The 20,147-nt window shown below is 63.2% G+C and carries 20 protein-coding genes; 13 read left to right on the top strand and 7 right to left on the bottom strand.

Annotated features, from left to right (window positions below):
• The first annotated feature begins 49 nt into the window (after positions 1-49).
• Positions 50-1,444 carry a dihydrolipoyl dehydrogenase gene (gene lpdA, locus FA94_RS29770; protein WP_035558144.1) on the top strand — a complete coding sequence of 465 codons (1,395 nt, stop codon included), beginning with the start codon at positions 50-52 and terminating at the stop codon, positions 1,442-1,444.
• Positions 1,445-1,495: 51 nt separating this feature from the next.
• On the opposite strand, the gene FA94_RS29775 is transcribed toward lpdA, so the two are convergent.
• Complete coding sequence (locus FA94_RS29775) at positions 1,496-3,148, bottom strand: Na+/H+ antiporter (RefSeq protein ID WP_035563472.1); 1,653 nt, start codon at positions 3,146-3,148, stop codon at positions 1,496-1,498.
• Positions 3,149-3,386: 238 nt separating this feature from the next.
• On the opposite strand from FA94_RS29775, the gene FA94_RS39815 reads away from it, so the two are divergent.
• From FA94_RS39815 to FA94_RS29790, 4 genes are read left to right on the top strand one after another with little or no spacing between them, the layout of a single operon-like run.
• The gene (locus tag FA94_RS39815) at positions 3,387-3,509 is read left to right on the top strand and encodes a hypothetical protein (RefSeq protein WP_279614068.1); all 123 of its coding nucleotides are present in this window, start codon (positions 3,387-3,389) and stop codon (positions 3,507-3,509) included.
• Positions 3,510-3,551: 42 nt separating this feature from the next.
• Entirely contained in the window at positions 3,552-4,295 is a 744-nt protein-coding gene (locus tag FA94_RS29780) for a (Fe-S)-binding protein (protein WP_035563476.1), read from the top strand.
• On the top strand, positions 4,292-5,875 hold the full coding sequence (locus FA94_RS29785; protein WP_035558147.1) for a lactate utilization protein B: 1,584 nt from the start codon (positions 4,292-4,294) through the stop codon (positions 5,873-5,875). Before FA94_RS29780 ends, FA94_RS29785 begins: the two co-directional genes overlap by 4 nt.
• On the top strand, positions 5,872-6,456 hold the full coding sequence (locus FA94_RS29790) for a LutC/YkgG family protein (protein ID WP_035558151.1): 585 nt from the start codon (positions 5,872-5,874) through the stop codon (positions 6,454-6,456). The genes FA94_RS29785 and FA94_RS29790 overlap by 4 nt, the downstream gene beginning before the upstream one ends.
• 31 nt (positions 6,457-6,487) lie before the next feature.
• Here the strand turns inward: FA94_RS29790 and FA94_RS29795 are convergent, their stop codons facing one another.
• On the bottom strand, positions 6,488-7,465 hold the full coding sequence (locus tag FA94_RS29795) for an AraC family transcriptional regulator (RefSeq protein WP_231585060.1): 978 nt from the start codon (positions 7,463-7,465) through the stop codon (positions 6,488-6,490).
• Positions 7,466-7,773: 308 nt separating this feature from the next.
• Entirely contained in the window at positions 7,774-8,664 is an 891-nt protein-coding gene (locus tag FA94_RS29800) for a LysR family transcriptional regulator (RefSeq protein WP_035558154.1), read from the bottom strand.
• Positions 8,665-8,786: 122 nt separating this feature from the next.
• On the opposite strand from FA94_RS29800, the gene FA94_RS29805 reads away from it, so the two are divergent.
• The 6 genes from FA94_RS29805 to FA94_RS29830 all read left to right on the top strand — a co-directional run bounded on the left by FA94_RS29805 (position 8,787) and on the right by FA94_RS29830 (position 12,307).
• A complete protein-coding gene (locus FA94_RS29805) occupies positions 8,787-9,539 on the top strand; it encodes an SDR family NAD(P)-dependent oxidoreductase (protein WP_035558156.1) in 753 nt (250 codons plus the stop codon).
• A gap of 31 nt (positions 9,540-9,570) precedes the next feature.
• Positions 9,571-10,164 (top strand): NADPH-dependent F420 reductase, encoded by a 594-nt coding sequence (locus FA94_RS29810; protein ID WP_035558159.1) that lies wholly within the window; start codon positions 9,571-9,573, stop codon positions 10,162-10,164.
• 272 nt (positions 10,165-10,436) lie between these two features.
• Positions 10,437-10,850, top strand: coding sequence for a hypothetical protein (locus FA94_RS29815; RefSeq protein WP_197070258.1), 414 nt, complete (start codon positions 10,437-10,439; stop codon positions 10,848-10,850).
• On the top strand, positions 10,847-11,056 hold the full coding sequence (locus FA94_RS29820) for a hypothetical protein (RefSeq protein ID WP_035558162.1): 210 nt from the start codon (positions 10,847-10,849) through the stop codon (positions 11,054-11,056). Before FA94_RS29815 ends, FA94_RS29820 begins: the two co-directional genes overlap by 4 nt.
• Positions 11,057-11,217: 161 nt before the next feature.
• Positions 11,218-11,496 carry a DUF1488 family protein gene (locus tag FA94_RS29825; RefSeq protein WP_035558165.1) on the top strand — a complete coding sequence of 93 codons (279 nt, stop codon included), beginning with the start codon at positions 11,218-11,220 and terminating at the stop codon, positions 11,494-11,496.
• A gap of 19 nt (positions 11,497-11,515) precedes the next feature.
• A complete protein-coding gene (locus tag FA94_RS29830; RefSeq protein WP_035558168.1) occupies positions 11,516-12,307 on the top strand; it encodes a phosphate/phosphite/phosphonate ABC transporter substrate-binding protein in 792 nt (263 codons plus the stop codon).
• A gap of 16 nt (positions 12,308-12,323) precedes the next feature.
• Here the strand turns inward: FA94_RS29830 and FA94_RS29835 are convergent, their stop codons facing one another.
• The 4 genes from FA94_RS29835 to FA94_RS29850 all read right to left on the bottom strand — a co-directional run bounded on the left by FA94_RS29835 (position 12,324) and on the right by FA94_RS29850 (position 18,106).
• Positions 12,324-14,348, bottom strand: a complete 2,025-nt coding sequence (locus tag FA94_RS29835) for an acetyl/propionyl/methylcrotonyl-CoA carboxylase subunit alpha (RefSeq protein ID WP_035558170.1) — start codon at positions 14,346-14,348, stop codon at positions 12,324-12,326.
• A 100-nt stretch (positions 14,349-14,448) separates the two neighbouring features.
• Positions 14,449-15,234, bottom strand: coding sequence for an enoyl-CoA hydratase/isomerase family protein (locus FA94_RS29840; RefSeq protein WP_035558173.1), 786 nt, complete (start codon positions 15,232-15,234; stop codon positions 14,449-14,451).
• A gap of 42 nt (positions 15,235-15,276) precedes the next feature.
• Complete coding sequence (locus FA94_RS29845; RefSeq protein WP_035558176.1) at positions 15,277-16,884, bottom strand: carboxyl transferase domain-containing protein; 1,608 nt, start codon at positions 16,882-16,884, stop codon at positions 15,277-15,279.
• Positions 16,885-16,924: 40 nt separating this feature from the next.
• On the bottom strand, positions 16,925-18,106 hold the full coding sequence (locus FA94_RS29850; RefSeq protein ID WP_035558179.1) for an isovaleryl-CoA dehydrogenase: 1,182 nt from the start codon (positions 18,104-18,106) through the stop codon (positions 16,925-16,927).
• A 314-nt stretch (positions 18,107-18,420) separates the two neighbouring features.
• Between FA94_RS29850 and FA94_RS29855 the strand changes: the two genes are divergently transcribed.
• Both FA94_RS29855 and FA94_RS29860 read left to right on the top strand, forming a co-directional pair.
• On the top strand, positions 18,421-19,143 hold the full coding sequence (locus FA94_RS29855) for a TetR/AcrR family transcriptional regulator (protein WP_035558182.1): 723 nt from the start codon (positions 18,421-18,423) through the stop codon (positions 19,141-19,143).
• Between the two features lie 188 nt (positions 19,144-19,331).
• Positions 19,332-20,111, top strand: coding sequence for a DUF72 domain-containing protein (locus FA94_RS29860; RefSeq protein ID WP_231585152.1), 780 nt, complete (start codon positions 19,332-19,334; stop codon positions 20,109-20,111).
• The last annotated feature ends 36 nt before the right edge of the window (positions 20,112-20,147 follow it).

The following is a 20,147-nucleotide window of genomic DNA, read 5'->3' on the forward strand; positions in this document are numbered from 1 at the left end:
CAATCCCGTTCTTTCCTCCCCGTTCGTGTGAGCTCAGGGCGCTAGCTTGATGAAACATTACGATGTCATCGTCATTGGGTGCGGCGCGGGCGGTTACAACACCGCGATTCGCGCGGCCCAGCTCGGCCTCTCTGTCGCCTGTGTCGAACGAGCGTCGAATGTCGGCGGAGCGGGCATGCGCAGCGGCTGCATTCCGTCGCGATTGCTGCTTCATACTTCCGAAATCTACGAGCTGGCCAGCAAGAATGCCGCGCTGGGCATCGACTGCGCGCCCACGCTCAATCTCGCGCAAATGATGGCGTATAAAGCCGCCACCGTTGAGAAGATGTCGAACGGCGTTCACAAACTGCTGCACAAGCACGGCGTCACGCTCATCTATGGTCACGCGCTGCTTGCCGCCGCGGGACAGGTGGTCGTCAGAAAAGCGGGCGGCGTGCAGCAATCCTTGCGCGGAACCGCCGTTGTGATCGCCACGGGTTCGGAACCCATCCCGCTCCCCTTTGCCCCTTTCGATCACACGCGGATTCTCGATTCGGCCGATGCGCTGTCACTCGATCGGGTACCGCGACATCTGGCGATCATCGGCGCGGGTGCAATAGGCGTGGAACTCGGTTCGATCTGGCGCCGCCTCGGCGCGCGCGTCACGCTGATCGAGCGTCGCGATCGTCTCTGCCATTGGCTCGATCGCGACGTGACCGCCACGCTGGAACGCTCGCTGCGGCGACAAGGTATGGCGATCCGCTTGTCGAGCGACGTGATCGATATCGACAAGCGCACGGACAGTGTTTCCATTCGACTGCGCACGGCGGAATCGGGCGAGATCACCACGCTCGACGCCGATATCGCGCTCGTCGCGATCGGCCGCCGACCGTCAACGGCCGGCCTTAATCTTGCAAGCGTGCGCGCGCCCTCCGCGCAGGAGGACGTATTGCCTCAGCAAGGTCTGCTGACGCGGGCCGCGGGAATCTGGGTAATCGGCGACGCCGCCGCCGGCGCGATGCTCATGTCCAAAGCCGAAGAAGAAGCGATAGCGTGCGCTGAGCGGATTGCCGGTCTGCCCGGCTTCGTCAATTACGCGGCGATCCCCTACGCGCTTTACACGCGCCCCGAGGTCGCGATGATCGGCAAAACCGAGGACGAGCTTCGCGGAAGCGGCATGGCATATCGCGTCGGTTACTGCCCGATCGCCGGCAACGCGCGTGCCGCAATCGGCAGCACCACCGACGGGTTTGTGAAACTGCTGGTCGACGCGCAGACGAACCTGATTGCGGGCGCTCATCTGGTCGGCCCTGGCGCGGCCGATCTGGTTTCGCAGGTGGCCGTCGCCATGGAAGCCTCAATGCTGTGCGAGGATTTTGCGCGTATCTGTCATCCCCATCCCGTCTGGTCCGAGGCACTGCGTCAGGCCGCCATGGCCGCGGGCGGATGGATGATGCACGCCTAGCACGTAGCGCACGGCGTCACGGCGTCATGGCATGCGACTACACGCCCAACCTCAGCTTCGCGAGCCGCGGCCGCTAAACCGCGACTCCTGCAGATCGACTTCCCGCACCAGATCTCGCACCAGTTCGTCCGTCAGCTTGCCCGACTGGGCGACGCGATAAAGTTCGTCCCGTTCAGCGCCGAGCGCCAGCAGACGCAGCCGGCGTTCGATCTCATCGATCTGCAAGCCGCGCCTCGCGTCCAGTCCGCTATCGCCGCGCAATGCGATCTGCTCGCGATAGTGTGCGATAAGCCGCGCGCCGGCCTGCGAAAAAAGGTCGGCGTCTTCGCTTGCCTGGCGCGTCTCATGAAGCGCGCGCTCAACAGCAACGATTGCTGCCTGAGCCGCAGCGCCGCGAGCGTCGTCCTCCTGCCGCCGCGCCAAGGTGCCGGGCGGCACCTTGATACCGCCCAGCACATAGGGCAAGCCGACGTTCGCAGCAATCAGGGTAACGATGATCACGCCGGCGGCAAGCAGAATGGCGAGGTCTCTTGCCGGGAACGGCGAACCGTTTTCAACGAGCAACGGTAGCGTCATCACGCCGGAGAGCGAAACCGCGCCACGTACGCCCGCTAACGACGTCGCCGTAATCAGGCGCCAGCCGGACGTGTTGATCGTCTGATTGCCCGGGCCAGTGCGAAACACAATCACGCGCAAGGCAGCCCAGGTCCACAAGAACCGTATGAGAAGTAACGCGCAACTGATTGCGGCGACATAGATCAGCAGCCAGATTTCCTGCTGCCTTCCGGTTTGGCCGATAACTTGCCCACCCCGATCGATCACGCTGAAAAGCTGCTGCCCGAGAAGCACGAAGATCACGCCATTGCCGGCGAATTGAAGCGCATCCCAAACCGCCGCACGGCGAATGCGTGTACTGGCCAACGCCTTTCCCGCCAGCTCCTCGTAACTCATCACGATGCCCGCCGTCACGGCCGCCAGGATACCCGATGCGGCGAGCCGGTCGGCCACGACATACGCGCCGAACGGCAACAGCAAACTGATCAGAATCTGCGTGCCGGTTTCCTCGCCGAACAATCGCGCGGTCCAGTCCTTCGCCGCATTCGCCAGCAGCGTGACCGCCGCGCCTGCCGCCACGCCGCCCGCCACCAGCCACAGGAAGGTGCCGCTCGCTTCGGCGACCGAGAACGAGCCCGTTACCGCGGCGGCAATCGCAAAACGCAGGCAGACGAGGCCCGACGCGTCGTTCAGTAGCGCTTCGCCTGCGAGAACATTCATCAAGCGCTGCGGAATCGGTACGCGTTCCGCAATGGCCGACACGGCAACCGCGTCGGTCGGAGAAAGCGTCGCCGCCAACGCAAAGGCCACCGGCAACGGCATGAGCGGAATCAGCCAATGAATGAAGAACCCCGCGCCCAGGACCGTGAACAGAACCAGCCCGAGAGCGAATGCACCGATCGTCCACTTGTCGCGGAACAGGCCTTCTTTCGAAATGCGCCAGCCGTCGAGAAACAGCAAGGGCGACACGAACAGCAGCAGGAAAACGTCGGGTGCGAGCGAAACCCGGAACCGGAAGATCTGCGCCATCAGCGCGCCGATGGCGATCTGCACGATGGCAAGCGGGAGCGGAATCCGCGCGGCACGTTTGACGATACTGCTCGCAATGACACACGCGAGCAATACGAGAGTGAGGGTGATCGTTTCCAAGTTCAGCCCGCGGGCTTGCACGCCGGTCAGGAAAGAAGGAATCCAGATAATAGGCCATAAAAAACGGTCTGAACGACTCGATTCGATTCGTTCCCGCTAAAGAGCACCGATCAACAATTTCGAGCAAGAAGGTGCAATCCTCCGCGCGCTCGCGCAAGTATCGTCGCCTCGTGATGTCGTGTCCCGGACAACGCAACTTTCCGAATGCTCCCCGCCTGAACCATGTGGAGAGCCTTCATTGACGTTACTCGTCTTTGGCCTCGTCATCGTCTTTGTCGTCGTGGTGAGGTCGCTGTGGATCATGGCCAACCTCAATCACATGACGATGCCCCTGTCGCCGATCATGAAGATGCAACCCTGACCCGCGCGCGGTCGATCCAACCCTGCCACCGAGAGGCCCATGATGCGCGTTGCCCTGTTTGTGCCTTGCTATGTCGATGCCTTCGAGCCGGAGGTCGGCATTGCCACACTGAACCTGTTACGCCGGTTCGGTATCGATCCGCACTATCCGTTCGACCAGACCTGCTGCGGCCAGCCGATGGTCAATTCAGGCTGCCACGCCGAAGCGAAAGCGACCGAGGAACTGTTCGTGCGCAACTTCGCCGGCTTCGACGCGGTCGTCGTGCCGTCGGGAAGTTGTACGCACCAGATACGCTGTCACATGACCGCGGTCGAGCAGACCGACGAGGTCCGCCATCTACGCGAACGGACCTATGACCTCGTCGAGTTTCTGCACGACGTGCTGGAGGTCGACGGCTTTCCGTGGGCCGAATTTCCGCACAAGGTCAGCTATCACAACAACTGCAACGCGCTGCGCGGTCTCTCCCACGGCAGTATGTCGGAGCGGCGCGAAACGCCCCACTCCAAGCCGCTGGACCTGCTGCGCATGGTGAAGGGACTGGAACTGGTCGAGAAGGCGCGCCCGGACGAATGCTGCGGCTTTGGCGGCACCTTCAGCGTATTCGAGCCGGCAGTCTCCGTGAAAATGGGTCAGGACAAAGTCCGCGACCACGCCGCGGCCGGTGCGGACTATGTCGTCTCAGCGGACAGTTCGTGCATGCTGCACCAGAAAGGTTGCGCCAAACACCTCGGCCTGCCGCTCAGGTTTCGCCATATCGCGCAGGTGCTGAACGGAGATCCGACATGAGCGCTCAGGAAAAATCCCGTCACGCGCAAGACGGTTTGCCGGCGCTGCTTCACGACGAACTGCACAGCGACAACGATCATGGCGCCAAGAGCATGGCCGGCGACCGGCTGAGTCATGCGGAAGCCACCTCGCGCCCACTCCAGCCGCCGCCGCACGAGCCCCAGCCACGCGGCGCGGTGCTGCATCGCCGCCAGCCGGTCGATCACAACGAAGCGGCGCAGCGTTTCATCGACGCCCCACGCCATGAAAAGATGCACGACGAGCGCCTGTGGGATCTGCGCCAGAAACGCGACCGGCAGATGCATGCCATGCCCGAATGGGAGGCGCTGCGCGAGCTCGCTTCGTCGATCAAACAGCACACGCTGGCTCATCTCGGCGACCATCTCGAACGCTTCGAAGCGCAGGCCCAGGCCAACGGCATCCACGTTCACTGGGCGCGCGACGGCGCCGAGCATAACCGCATCGTCCACGGCATCCTGGCCGATCATCGCGTGAAGCGGCTGATCAAGTCGAAGTCGATGCTCACGGAGGAAACCGGCTTGCGCCACTACATGGCGGGCGTGGGCATCGAGGTCGTGGAGACCGATCTCGGCGAGCGCATCCAGCAACTCGACGACGAGCTGCCCAGCCACATTGTCGTGCCCGCCGTACACAAGCTGCGCGCCGACGTGGCGGAGGTGTTCGCGAGGACGCTCGGCACCGATCCGGCCAACAACGACGTGCACTATCTGGCCGAGCAGCAGCGCGAAAAGACCCGCCCGCTGATTCTCGACGCCGAGGCCGGCATGACCGGCGCCAACTTCGCGGTGGCGGAAACCGGCAGCTTCGTGGTCTGCACCAACGAGGGCAATGCCGACCTTTCCGCGAATGTGCCGCCGCTGCATATCGCTTCGATCGGCATCGAGAAGCTGATCCCGCGCGTCGCGGATCTGGGCGTGTTCATTCGCCTGTTGTCGCGCTCCGCGCTGGGCTCGCCGATCACGCAATACACGTCGCACTTTCGCGGGCCGCGCGACGGCGGCGAAATGCATATCGTGCTGGTCGATAACGGCCGCTCGGCGCGGCTCGGCGAGCCCGAATTCTGGCAGAGCCTGAACTGCATCCGCTGCGGCGCGTGCATGAACACCTGCCCGGTTTACCGGCGCTCGGGCGGACTCTCGTATGGCGCGACCTACTCAGGACCGATCGGACTCATTCTCGATCCGACATTCGACCGGCGCCGCTATTCCACGCTGCCGTTCGCCTCGACGCTCAATGGTTCGTGCACCAATGTCTGCCCGGTGAAGATCAACATTCACGAACAGATCTTCGCGTGGCGCAAGGTGCTGGCGGAGAGTCATGACATCGGCGTGGGCAAGCAGGCATTGATGAAGGCGGCGGGGACGGTCCTTGCCCATCCGAAACTCTATCGCGCGGCCATCGCGGTCGCCGACAGCGCGCTGAAGGTGCTACCGGACTTCGCGATCGCGAATCCGCTCAACAGTTGGGCCGCGTCGGGGCGCAGCATGCCCGAACCGCCGAAAGAGACTTTCCATCAATGGTACGAGCGAACCCAGGGCGGACGGGAGGACGAACAATGAGCGCACGCGACGCCATCCTCGCCACGGTGCGAGCCAACCAGCCGCAGGGCGACTACGCGCTGCCCGACCTGCCGATCTTTCCGTTCGACGACGGCGGCGCACGAAGCACGCTCTTCATCAACAATCTCGAAGCCATGGGCGGAAATGGTTTCGCGGGCGGTGGTATCGCCGACCTTCTGCGGGAGCGGTTTCCCGCCGCGAAAGTCATCGCCTCTGCGGTTCCCGACTACGCCGGGAATCGCGATCTCCGATCGATTATGGACCCGCGCGAGCTGGCCGATGTCGACGTGGCCATCGTGCGGGCAAAATTCGGCGTGGCGGAGACCGGCTCTGTCCTGCTAACCGACGACGCGCTGATATCGAACGCGGTGGCCTATCTCGCGCAGCATCTGATCGTGCTGCTCGCGCCGGACGACATTCTGCCGACGCTTCAGGAAGCCTATCGCCGGGCGGAATTTCACCAGCATCGTTATGCGAGTTTCCACACCGGTCCGTCTGCTACAGCGGATATCGAAGGCGTGCTCATACACGGCGCGCAGGGCGTCCGCTCGTTGACGGCAATACTGCAGCCAACGCGGTGAATCGACGCGCGTCAGCGATTCCCGCGAACGGTTATGGCTCGCGCTTGCCGATGGACTGCGCCGAGCGCAGCCCCGAGCGTCGTCGTCCCTGCTCGCGCGCAAACACCGCGGGCGTGCAGCCGACATGCCGATGAAATCGCCGCGTGAAATGGCTCTGATCGACAAAGCCCACCGTCAACGCGATCTCCGCGAGCGGTCGGTCGGTGTCGGTAATCAGCGATTGCGCCCGGCGGATCCGACACTGTTCGACGAAACTGATCGCCGTGCTGCCGGTGCTGCGTTTGAACAGGCGGCTGAAATGGAACCGGCTCATATTCACGACCGAGGCCAGATCTTCGAGGCTGATCGTGCGATCGAGATTGTCTTCGATGAATTCCGTGAGGCGCGCGATTTCGAGCTTGCAGAGCGAGCGCTCCGGCGAGACCTCCACCCATTCGAATGCGTTATAGCCGCGCAGCATATGGGCGGCCAGCGCGGTGGATAGCGCGTCGACGATCAACACCTGAACGGGATGCGCCGGCCGGTCCATTTCCACCAGCAGCGTCTGCGCGAGGCGCTCGATCACGGGATCGCGCACCTGAAACACATTGCGGATTTCCACCTGGCCCGGCCGCTGACCCACCTGCTCCGCCGCCGAGTCGACCAGCGAGGTCGGCACGCGCAGCCGCGCGGACAATCCCGAATCGCCTTCCCACGCCGACTCGTAGCCGGCGGGCATGATATAGGACGTGCCAGCCGTAATGACGCTTGCATGAACGACGCCGGCGCGGCTCTGAACCAGTTTCGCGCTGCCCGACGGGCAATAGCAGATCAGATGATGATCGAGGCCCGCGTGGCGCTCGGCGCAACCGAAGTACGGACGGTGAAGGTCGGCCGTCACGCCACTCCAGCCGCGCTCGCGGGTGGTGGCAATCGGCCGCTGGGGGCGCGCGCTCAGGATCTCGTCGATGGAGATCAATTTCGTATGGGCCAGCGCGGGCAGCCGGTTCTGAGCCACGGTGTTATCCACGAGCAACGCTCCGTTGACGCCGATAGCCGGACGCCGAAGGTGGTGCATGGCAGGTCGACTGAGCGACCCGGGAGGGCTGTCGCGCCGCTGCGGTGCGTGATGCGAAGCTGGCGGCCATGTGCGCCTCCCTTACGTGTCATGCCTGCAGGGCGAACGCCCGTATCCTGCGGCGATCCTGACGTTTTATTGTGTCACAAGTTTCAACAGCGCAGAGAGCATACGGAAGCGGAGCCCGCGGAAGATTGCATGGTCTTGTGCCATTTGGTATCGGATTGCGATCGACGCGCAGCCATGGCACGCGAGCTCGTCTAAATACGCGGCGGGAGCGCTGCGGCAAAGAATTCCGTCGCGCGGCGCACGCGTGCCGGTATGAAGCGGCGTTTCGGCCACACGAGGCTGACGTCTCTGACGTCGCTGATGAAGTCGTCGAGAATCGTGATCACGTCCGGATGCCGCAGTTCATCGGCGAGCGAGAGCTTCGCGAACAGGCCAATTCCCACCCCGGCCAGCACACCCGCGCGGATCGTTTCGACACTGTTCGACGACAGATTGCCGCGCACGGACACACTGAAGCGACCTTCCGGTCCGACAAACGGCCAATTCGCCGATTCCAGTAAACCGCCGTACAGCAAGCAATTGTGATCGACGAGTTCGGCGGGCGTTTGGGGGACGCCGTGCTGCTCGAAGTAATGGCGCGAACCGACGCAAACGAGCGGCGTGCAAGCCACACGTTTGACGACCGCATCGGGATCGTCGACCGGACCCACGCGGATCGCCAGATCGATTCGATCGTCCACCATGTCCCGCACGAAGTCCGAAAGAATCAGATCGACCTGAAGGCCGGGATTGAGCGACAACAGCTCGGGGATGAGCGGCAGAACGTGAAGACGGCCGAACGTCGAGGCCACCGCGATCCTGATCGGACCCGAGACCTCCAGCGTGCTGCTGGTCAGTTCGCCGTCGGCTTCATCCATCTCGTCGACCAGCGGTTTCGTACGGTCGTAGTAGCGCTGCCCCTGATCGGTCAGCGTCACGCTGCGCGTGCTTCGGTTGAAGAGCCTCACGCCGAGGCGTTTCTCCAGCGCGCCGATGGCCTTGCTGGTCGCGGACTGGGATTCGCCGGTTCTGCGTGCCGCGGCGGAAAAACCGCCCGCTTCGACAACGGCGATGAAGGCATTCAATTCCTGAAACCGGTCCATCGTGGCCTGCTCCTCGATTAATTCTCTCGAAGAATAAACCTTATGAACCATCCGCTGATTATCAATGCGGGGACCCGCCACTACGATGGTCTCAACATTCACGAACACACAGAAGGTGTCTCATGTCCTCTCTTCTCCAAGACAAGATCGCCGTGATTAGCGGCGGCACGACCGGTATCGGTCTGGCGATTGCGCAACGCTTCGTCGCCGAAGGTGCTCATGTGGTGATCTTCGGCCGCCGGCAAGCGCAGCTCGACGAGGCCGTCGAACGGATCGGCCGCAACGTCACCGCGATTCAGGCCGACGCCACGAAGCTCGACGATCTCGACCGGGTCGTGGCGGCAGTCAAGCGCGAACGCGGTGTCGTCGATATCGTCGTGTCGAATGCGGCGCTGGTGGAGCAGGCTTCGATCGATACGCTCACGCCCGAGCATTTCGACCGGACCTTCAATCTCAATGCGCGCAGCCCCGTGTTTCTGGTGCAGAAGTTATTGCCGCTCATGACGCGTGGCGGATCGATCGTGCTGGTGTCGTCGGCGATGCACGTTATGGGTATTCCGGGTCATACGACCTACGCGGCGACGAAAGCGGCGTTGCGATCCTATGCGCGCACATGGGCAGCGGAATTCAAGGATCGCGGCATTCGCGTGAACACGCTGAGTCCCGGCGTGACCGACACGCCGATGCTCGACTCGCAAGGCACCTCGCCGGAAGACCGCGAAGCGTTGGTGAAGATGTACCTGAGCATGATCCCGATCGGACGACTCGCGCAGCCCGAGGAGATGGCTAACGCGGCGGTTTTTCTCGCGTCCGAGCAGAGTTCCTATATGACCGGCGCGGATCTGATGAACGACGGTGGCGTCGGGCAGGTTTGAAAGAACCGACAACTTATTCATGGAGAGATCAATGAGCTACGCAATCATCGGACTTGGCAAGATCGGTACGGCCATCGCTCACACATTCGACCATCAGGGAATCGAAGTCATCGTGGCCGGCCGGCGGCCGGTGGACACGCTCGCGGCGCAGATCGGGCCATCGCTCGTGCCCGGGCATATTGAGGACGCGGTCAAGGCCGATGTCGTCATCCTGGCGGTGCCTTTCGCCGCTCATCGGGACATCGGGCGGATGGCAGACCACTGGCAAGGGAAGATCGTGATCGACGCCACCAACGCATTCGGCGTGCCGCCGGAAGAACTGGACGGGTTGCCCTCTACTGCCGCTGTGGCGAAAGCGTTTCCGGGGGCGAAGGTGGTGAAGGCCTTCAACCACGTGGCGGCCGCGACACTGGCGCAAGGGCCGACAACACCCGCAGGCGGCCGGCGAGTCGTGTTTGTTTCCAGCGACGACGACGCGGCCAGCGCATCGGTGGCGGCGCTCGCCGAGCGGCTTGGCTTCGCGCCGATCGAACTGGGCAAGATCGGCGAAGGTGGGTTACTTGTTCAGGCGCGAGGCCGCACGTGGGGGCGGCTTATTTTTCAGGATCTGGTTAAGTTTGATTGATGATCAGGCGTTCGGATAAATCGCGAATTCGGTAGCGACACGTCTGATAACGATGCTCATTTTCAACGCGATCGATTTAGCATCAGGAAAATTCTCGACTGAATCGCAGACAACGGCCTGGGCTGGCATGCGGGCCGCATTAACTTCTTTGTCTGACCGTCAATCGCGGCGATTTTCGCTATTTGTCAGTTAAACTCGCCGCTCTTTGCCTTTGCACTGAGAGCTTTATGGCCGTTGTCTGAGGTGATTTTGGAAAAGCATTTGAACAGAATATGAATGCGCTGGGTCTGCCGGCTCCATCGAGTCTGTTCGGGACCATTCAGGCCGCGACATCGAATGTCGCCACGATGTTAGCCGCGCTGAAAACGCCAGGACCTGGCGCGACGATCGCCGAACTCATTGGCGCGACGACCGCACTTGAGTTGCTGTCCGTAGTCGGCGCGCTATCGGCGTCGTTTTATGCGGGCGCATGCATCGGTTCGTTGATCGTCGCCTCCAATACCGCCATGAAATGCACAAGCCGAGCTACTGTCGCTTCAACGCTCCAGACGTGGGCAGGTCGAAATAGGCGGGTTATCCCGCACTCCATACTCGTATTTATTCAACGTCATCCCGAAGTGCTGATTGATACGCCGTCGCGGCGCAACTACGCATTTCTGGCATCGCACCAGCGGGTAACGGCATGAAGTGGATTCACGATAAAGCGGCGCTTCTGCTGGCGGCCCTCGCCTGCGCCGGCGCTGCGTGGGGGCTCATTCACTACTCGGGCCAGTGGTTCTACCTGCTGCTGTTCGTTCTGGCCTTTGCCGGGTTGTTCGCCGACAACCAGCGCTTGTGGGCACGTTTGAGAGACCTGGGCGAAGATCCAGCCCGCAAACCCCGCCGCGACTAGATCGAAGAGGCTTCGGCGCGCACAAATAGCCGACCGGATTTTTCCGACCAGATCCAATTTGTGTCGGTCGCCTCCAATTCACCCCGAATGCCGGTTCCCCCACATACCTCCGCCTTACGATTTGTCATCCTGACACCTCGGGCGTGTGTGGGGAGGTCGCCATGTCGGTCTATGTCGATGAAGGGTTTCGGCCCTGTGTCACGGAATGCGCGACGGTCGCGTTCCGGGTCTGCTGCGATGATCGCGTGCAGATCTTCGAAGTCAGCGCCGAGGCGCTGATCACCTTCTGCGGTGCGGCCAGCAAGCGCAAGCAGGACCTGCTGATCGCGTTCGAAGACGCGCAGCAGGAAATCCTGTCCGTCGCCGCACACAAATGGACGTTCAGACCGACCGAGGCGGTGCGGCTCGGCCTAGACGAATTCCGAATGGTCAGACATTAGGTGTGCCAGAATCGCGCTCATGACCTGGATCGCCGCCCTGCCGATGTATAACGTCACGCCCGCTCTCGCCTTCGAATGGCGCGAGTGGCTGGCCGACGTGTTGCTGCGGGTCAAGCCCGCCTGCCGCATCGTCGAACCCGACGAAGAATTGCACGGCTTCTGGCGTCGCCCCAACCTGCTGATCTCGCAGACCTGCGGCTATCCGCTGATGCATGGCTTGCACGAGCAGGTTCAGCTGATCGCCGCGCCGCGTTACGACGCGCCGGGTTGCGAAGGCGCGGACTATTCGAGCGTGCTGGTGACTCGCGCCGACGCGCCATTCGACACGCTGGCCGCCTGCCGCGGCGCGCGCGCCGCCTACAACCAGGACGACTCGAATAGCGGCATGAACGTGTTTCGCCACGCCGTAGCGCCGCTCGCAGACGGCGGCGCATTTTTCAGCGCCGTGGTGCGGACCGGTTCGCATCTCGGTTCGTTGCGCGCGGTTGCGGAAAATCGCGCGGACATCGCCGCGATCGACTGCGTGACGTTCGCGTTTATCGCCGATGAAATGCCGGAACTCGCGCGGCAAGTGCGCCGGATCGGCGTGACGGCGCCGTCGCCGGGACTACCGTTGATCGCGTCGAATACGGTGCCGTCGCAGACTATCGAAGCACTGCGCGACGCGCTGAACGACACGCTGCTCAATCAGCCCGAACGCGTAAAACGCCTGCGTTTGCAGGGCTTTTCCACACTGACGTTCGCCGACTACGCACGCATCGAACAACTCGAAGACGAAGCGCGCGCCGCCGGTTATCCGCGCCTCGCCTGAGCATTACCTCTGAGCGTTACGCCGACTTCACGTCCAGCACCAGAAGCTGCGCGCCGTCGGCCACCTGATCGCCCACCGCATACAACACTTCCGACACCGTTCCCGCGGCCGGCGCGCCGATCGTATGCTCCATCTTCATTGCTTCCATCACGATCAGCGGTGTGCCCTTCTCCACCACCGTGCCCGGTTCGACCAGCACCGCGATCACCTTGCCCGGCATCGGCGCGGTCAGACGGCCTTCGCCGCCTTCCGCATCCGCGGCATGCGCGAGCAGGTTCTGCCACTCGAACGCCAGCGTTTCGCCAAGGCAGAACACATGGAACGTATCGCCATCCACGAACACACGGCCGGTTGCCCGCGCGTCGCCGATAGTCGCGCGAAACTCATGCTCGCCCGCGCCGGCCGACCAGCTGAAGCCTTCGCGCACGCCGTCGTGTTCCAGCGTTTGCGTCTCGCCGTCGCGGGCGAACGTAACGGTGAACGCGCTTTCGTCGTCGAGATTGCGCCAGCCGAGCGTCTGCGTGTAGCCGCTATTCAGCCGCCAATGCGACAACGCATCCCACGGCGACGCGCCATGGGCGGTGCCGCCTTCGCGCGTCAGCAGCGCGGCGCAAGCGAGCGCCAGCGCTTCCTTGAACGGCTTCTTCACCGGCGCGAACAACGCATCGTGATGACGCTCGATCAAGCCGGTATCGAGATCGCCCGTGGCGAATGGCTCGCTCGTGACAATGCGCTGCAGAAACTCGACGTTGGTATGCGGGCCGACCACCTCGCACGCATGCAGCGCGCGGCTCATGCGCGCCAGCGCTTCCTCGCGCGTGGCGCCATGCACGATCAGCTTGGCGATCATCGGATCGTAGAACGGCGTGATGGTGTCGCCTTCGCGCACGCCGCTGTCGATCCGCACCGGTGCCTTGCGTCCCGGCTCGCCCATGCCGATCACGAACTCCACGCCTTCCGGCATGCGCAGATGCCTGAGCGTACCCGTCGACGGCAAAAAGCCGCGCGCCGGATGTTCCGCGTAGATTCGCGCTTCGATCGCGTGGCCGTCGAGCTTGAGTTGTTCCTGCGTGAGCGGCAGCGGTTCGTCGCCCGCGACGCGCAGTTGCCATTCCACCAGGTCCTGCCCCGTCACCATTTCGGTCACCGGATGCTCGACCTGCAGGCGCGTGTTCATTTCCATGAAGTAGAAATCGCCGCTGGCGGTCATGATGAACTCGACCGTGCCCGCGCCGACGTAATTCACCGCGCGCGCCGCGGCCACGGCCGCCTCGCCCATTTCGCGTTTGATTTCAGCGGACAAACCGGGCGCCGGCGCTTCTTCCAGCACCTTCTGGTGACGCCGTTGCACTGAGCAATCGCGATCGAACAGATACACCGCGCCGCCGTGGCGATCCGCGAACACCTGCACTTCCACGTGACGCGGCCGCGTCAGATACTTTTCGATCAGCACGCGATCGTTGCCGAAGCTGCTCGCGGCCTCGCGCTTGCACGACGCCAATGCCGCCACGAAATCCTCGCTGCGTTCGACCACGCGCATACCCTTGCCGCCGCCGCCGGCGCTCGCCTTCAGCAGCACCGGGTAGCCGATCGCATCCGCCTCACGGTGCAACAACGGCGGGTCCTGATCGTCGCCGTGATAGCCCGGCACGAGCGGCACGGCCGCTGCATGCATCAGCGCCTTCGCGGCGGCCTTCGAGCCCATCGCGGCAATCGCCGCGACCGGCGGTCCGATGAAGACGATGCCGGCCGCCTCGCACTGCTGCGCGAAGTCTTCGTTTTCCGACAGGAAGCCGTAGCCCGGATGCACCGCTTGCGCACCGGTGGCGCGCGCGGCTTCGATAATGCGCTCGACGCGCAGATAGCTTTCTTTCGCGCTCGATCCGCCGATATGCACCGCCTCATCGCAGGCGGCTACGTGTTTCGCGTCGGCGTCCGCATCGGAATAGACCGCCACGCTCGCGATGCCGAGCCGCTTGCAGGTCGCGGCGACGCGGCACGCAATCTCGCCGCGGTTGGCTATCAGGATCTTGTTGAACATGAAATGTCTCGATGAAGTGTGCCGTGGTTCGGGGCTGTTGTTCTGGTCAGAACCGTGCGGCGCCCTGGAGAAGATGCGGCGCTCACGGGTTCGTGCTGTTTCAATCGCGCCAGGACGGCGTGCGTTTTTCGAGGAACGACGCGACGCCTTCGCGGCCTTCCGCGCCGGCCCGCGTGCGCGCGATGCGCGCCGCCGTGTCTTCGATCAGCGCGTCGTTCAACTCGCGGCCCGCGATGTCCTGGACGAGCTGCTTGCACGCGCGCACCGCCTGCGGTCCGTTCGCGCAGAGCGTGCCGGCGATCTGCTGCACGGTCGCGTCCAGTTGCTCCGCGCTCACCGCTTCGCTGACCAGACCGAGGCGCAACGCCGTCGCGCAATCGAACTGCTCGGCGGTCGTGAAGTAGCGCCGCGACGCCTGCTCGCCCAACGCGCGAATCACATACGGCGCGATGGTCGCGGGAATCAGGCCGAGACGCGCTTCGGACAGACAGAAACGCGCGCTCTCCACCGCCACCACGATATCGCACGCCGAAATCAGGCCCATGCCGCCCGCGTACGCGTCGCCGTTCACACGCGCGATCACCGGCTTGTTGCAGCGATAGATCGACGCCAGCATGTTCGCCAGCAGCATTGCGTCGGCGCGGTTCTCGTCGTCCGAGTAACCGGCCATTTTCTTCATCCAGTTCAGGTCGGCGCCCGCGCAGAAGGCCTTGCCGTTCGCGGCGAGCACCACCGCGCGCACGTCGTCGCGCGTGTTCAGCGACGTGAAGGCCGAGGTGATCTCGGCAATCATCGTTTCGTTGAACGCGTTGCGCACGTCCGGGCGATTCAGCGTGACCGTGGCGATCTGGGCGGACACTTCAAGCGTCAGCGTTTCGTATTGCATCGTGGCTCCTGCGCGGGGTTGCGTGACTGTGCTGTGCGCGCGTCACATTCTGAACACGCCGAAACGCGTTTCTTCGATCGGCGCGTTCATGCTGGCGGACAGACCGAGACCGAGCACGTCGCGCGTTTGCGCCGGATCGATCACGCCGTCGTCCCACAGCCGCGCGCTCGCGTAGTACGGGTGGCCCTGATGTTCGTACTGGTCGCGAATCGGCTGCTTGAACGCTTCCTCTTCTTCGGCGCTCCATGCGCCGCCCTTGCCTTCGATGCCGTCGCGCTTGACCGTGGCCAGCACCGACGCCGCCTGCTCGCCGCCCATCACCGAGATGCGCGCGTTCGGCCACATCCACAGGAAGCGCGGCGAATACGCACGACCGCACATGCCGTAATTGCCCGCGCCGAACGACCCGCCGATGATCACCGTGAACTTCGGCACCTTCGCCGTGGCCACGGCCGTCACCATCTTCGCGCCGTTACGCGCGATGCCTTCGTTTTCGTATTTGCGGCCCACCATGAAACCGGTGATGTTCTGCAGGAACACCAGCGGAATCTTGCGCTGGCAGCACAGTTCGATAAAGTGCGCGCCCTTGAGCGCCGACTCGGAAAACAGAATGCCGTTGTTCGCGATGATGCCGACCGGGTGCCCCCAGATATGCGCGAAACCGCAGACGAGCGTGGTGCCGTAGCGCGCCTTGAATTCGTCGAAAGCGGAGTCGTCGACGATCCGCGCGATCACTTCGCGGATATCGAACGGCTTGCGTGTATCCACCGGAATCACGCCGTACAGGCTCTTCACGTCGTAGCGCGGCGGCTTCGGTTCCTGCAACGCGACCGGCACCTGCTTCACGCGATTCAGATTGCCGACGATGCTGCGCGCGATCCCCAGCGCATGCGCGTCGTTCTGCGCGAGATGATCGACCACGCCGGAGAGACGCGTATGCACGTCGCCGCCGCCGAGGTCTTCCGCGCTCACCACTTCACCGGTAGCGGCTTTCACGAGCGGCGGGCCGCCGAGAAAAATCGTGCCCTGATTCTTGACGATGATCGACTCGTCGCTCATGGCCGGCACATACGCACCGCCCGCCGTGCACGAGCCCATCACCACGGCGATCTGCGGAATGCCTGCCGCCGACAGATTCGCCTGATTGAAGAAGATGCGGCCGAAGTGATCGCGATCGGGGAATACGTCGTCCTGATTCGGCAGATTCGCGCCGCCGGAATCGACCAGATACACGCACGGCAGATGATTTTCCGCGGCGACTTCCTGCGCCCGCACATGCTTTTTCACGGTGACGGGATAGTACGTGCCGCCTTTGACCGTTGCGTCGTTACAGACGATCACGCACTCCTGCCCCGCGATCCGGCCGATGCCGGTGATCACGCCCGCGCCCGGCGCGTCGTTGTTGTACATCTCGTACGCGGCGAGTTGCGAGAACTCGAGAAACGGCGTGCCCGGATCGAGCAGTTGCGCAATGCGCTCGCGCGGCAGCAGTTTGCCGCGGCCCGTGTGTTTGTCGCGCGCGGCCTGGCCGCCGCCCAGCGCGAGCTTTTCGATCTTCGCGCGAAGATCGGCGACCAGCGCTTCGAGCGCCGCCGAGTTGGCGCGGAAGTCGTCCGAGCGCGGATTCAGCTTTGATTCGATGATCGGCATTGCGAGTCTTCTCCAGTTGCCGCGAAAGATGGGCTAGCGCTTACGCCGTCTCGGCAAACAACTCACGGCCAATCAACATGCGGCGGATTTCGCTCGTGCCCGCGCCGATTTCATAGAGCTTCGCGTCGCGCCACAAACGGCCGACCGGATACTCGTTGATATAGCCGTTGCCGCCGAGAATCTGGATCGCCTCGCCGGCCATCCACGTGGCTTTTTCAGCGGTGTAGAGAATCACGCCGGCGCAATCCTTGCGCATCTGGCGCACGTGTTCGGCGCCGAGCGTGTCGAGTTGACGGCCCACCGCGTACAGATACGCGCGGCACGCCTGCAACGTGGTGTACAGATCGGCCACCTTGCCCTGAATCAACTGGAATTCGCCGATGGATTGACCGAACTGCTTGCGGTCGTGGATATACGGCACGACCGCGTCCATGACCGCGACCATGATGCCGGTCGGGCCGCCCGCGAGCACCGCGCGTTCGTAGTCGAGGCCGCTCATCAGCACCTTCACGCCGCCGTTGAGCTGACCGAGAATATTTTCTTCCGGCACTTCGACGTTCTCGAACACGAGTTCGCCGGTGTGCGAGCCGCGCATGCCGAGCTTGTCGAGCTTCTGCGCGACCGAGAAACCCTTCATGCCCTTCTCGACGATAAACGCGGTAATCCCACGCGAATTCGCTTCGGGATCGGTCTTGGCGTAGACGACCAGCGTGTCGCAATCGGGGCCGTTGGTAATCCACATCTTGGTGCCGTTCAGCACGTAGTGGTCGCCCTTCTTTTCCGCACGCAGCTTCATGCTGACCACGTCCGAGCCGGCGTTCGGCTCGCTCATGGCGAGTGCGCCGACGTGTTCGCCGGAGACCAGCCTGGGCAGGTATTTCTCTTTTTGCGCGGTGGTGCCGTTGCGGTGAATCTGGTTGACGCACAGATTCGAATGCGCGCCGTACGACAAACCGACCGACGCCGACGCCCGCGAGATTTCTTCCATTGCGATCATGTGGGCGGTGTAGCCCATGTTCGCGCCGCCGTATTCTTCCGAGACCGTCATGCCCAGCACGCCCAGATCGCCGAATTTGCGCCACAGGTCCATGGGAAACTGGTCCGTGCGATCAATTTCCGCTGCGCGCGGAGCGATTTCTTTGGCAGCGAATCCCGCGATGCTGTCACGCAGCATTTCGATTTCTTCGCCGAGCGGGAATTGCAAACCGGGCAGGTTGCGCATTGCGGTGTCTCCAAAGTTCGTTGGCGGCCGGGCAGCCAGGTCAGGCTGCCGGCGGATCCGAGTGCGGATCGGCGGACGGCGGCGGCCTTGTGAGCCGCCCCAGTCGTCACGCACGAGGCGCGAAACCTTCAAGCCGCATTTCACGCTAGATTGACGTAAGCGTCAATAGGTATTTTTGAGTGTCACTCAGAAATAATCCAGAGCGCATCCGAAGCGGGCATGGCGTGATAGCATCGGCATAGACAGGCTGATCCGGCCTGCGTTCCGGCCGTACTTCCGGCCGCTTCCGCCTCCCAAATCTGAACTTGACTCATATGACGGTTGCCCTTAAGGCCGAGTTACCCGCCTCGCGCCGCCAGCCGGCCGGGCGCAAGTCGCAGCAGCGCGTGAAGGAGATTCTTCAGGCGGGGCGCGACGTGTTCTCGGAGAAAGGCTACGAGCGCGCCACGACCGCGGAGATCGCGCAACGCCTCGGCATTTCCGAGGCGACCGTGTTCAGCTACTTTCGCGGCAAGCGCGAGCTGTGCGCGCGGGTGATCGGCGACTGGTACGACGAGATCATCGAGGCGATCGAATCCGGCCTGCCGCGCGACGGCAACGTGCGTCAGCAGTTCGCGTTCATCGTGCGTACGCATTTACGGCTGATGCTGGTGAACGGCACCGATCTGTGCGCGCTGGTGCTGTCCGAAGGGCGCGCGCGGCATCACGAGTTGAGCGAGGCGCTCACCGAGCTGCAGCGCCGCTACACCGCCCCGTTGATGCGCGTCCTCGCGCAGGGCCAGGAGAGCGGACAGATTCGCGCCGACATGCCGCTGCGCCTGCTGCGCTCGATGGTGTTCGGGCCGATGGAACACGTACTGTGGGACGCCACGCTGGCGAACCGGCATATCGACATCGACGCGACCGCCGATCAGTTGATCGACGTGTTGTGGGCCGCGCTCACGCCGCCGGACCTGGCGGTTAGCGCGTTGCAGCAGTTCCGGGTGGAAGTGGCGGAGGCGAACCGGCGGTTCGAGGCGGCGGCGAAAAAACGCTAATCTACGGCTTCCGAGTTGAAGCCTGAAGGAGCGTCCACGTGCCTGAAGCAAAACCCGCAAAGCCCGCAACGCCGGCCAAGGCAGCCAAGCCGGCAAAAACTGCTAAACCCGCTAAACCCGCTAAACCCGCAAGCCCTGCCACGCCCGACAAAGCCGCAAAAGCCTCTAAAACCACCCCGGTCGCCAACATCCGAGTCGGCATCGGCGGCTGGACCTACGCGCCGTGGCGCGGGCCGTTCTACCCCTCGGATCTCACGCAAAGCCGCGAACTCGACTACGCGAGCCGGCACCTCACGTCGATTGAAATCAACGGCACGTTTTATGGTTTGCAAAAGCCGTCGAGCTACGAGAAGTGGTATCAGGAAACCCCGGACGATTTCGTTTTTTCGCTCAAAGCCCCGCGTTACGCGACCAATCGCAAAGTACTCGCGGACGCCAGCGAAACGATCGAGCGTTTCCTTGCGAGCGGCGTGCTGCTGCTCAAACAGAAACTCGGCCCGATCAACTGGCAATTCGCGACGACCAAGAAGTTCGATCCCGAAGACTTCGAAGCCTTTCTGAAACTGCTGCCGGCGAGCATTGAAGGACAATCGCTGCGCCACGCCATCGAGGTCCGCAACGACAGCTTCAAGACGCCGGAATTCATCGCGCTCGCCCGGCAATACAAAGTCGCCATCGTGCTGGCCGGCGACAGCGATTACCCGCAGATCGCGGACCTGACCGCGCCGTTCGTGTACGCCCGCATCATGGGCACCACCGACAAACACGCCAAAGGCTACGCCACGAAAACGCTCGACGCCTGGGCCGAACGCGCACGTCAACTTGCTACGGGCACGACGCCCGACGATCTGGAAACCTCCGCCGAACCACCATCGAAACTCGCCGCCCGCGACGTCTATCTTTACGTGATCAGCGGCTTCAAGGAACGCAATCCGGCCGCCGCCATGGCGCTGATCGAACGGCTCTGAGCGGGCCTACCCTGGCCCCTACCCTGGCCCCCGCCT

It is taken from the genome of Burkholderia sp. 9120 (assembly GCF_000745015.1).
GTDB lineage: Bacteria > Pseudomonadota > Gammaproteobacteria > Burkholderiales > Burkholderiaceae > Paraburkholderia.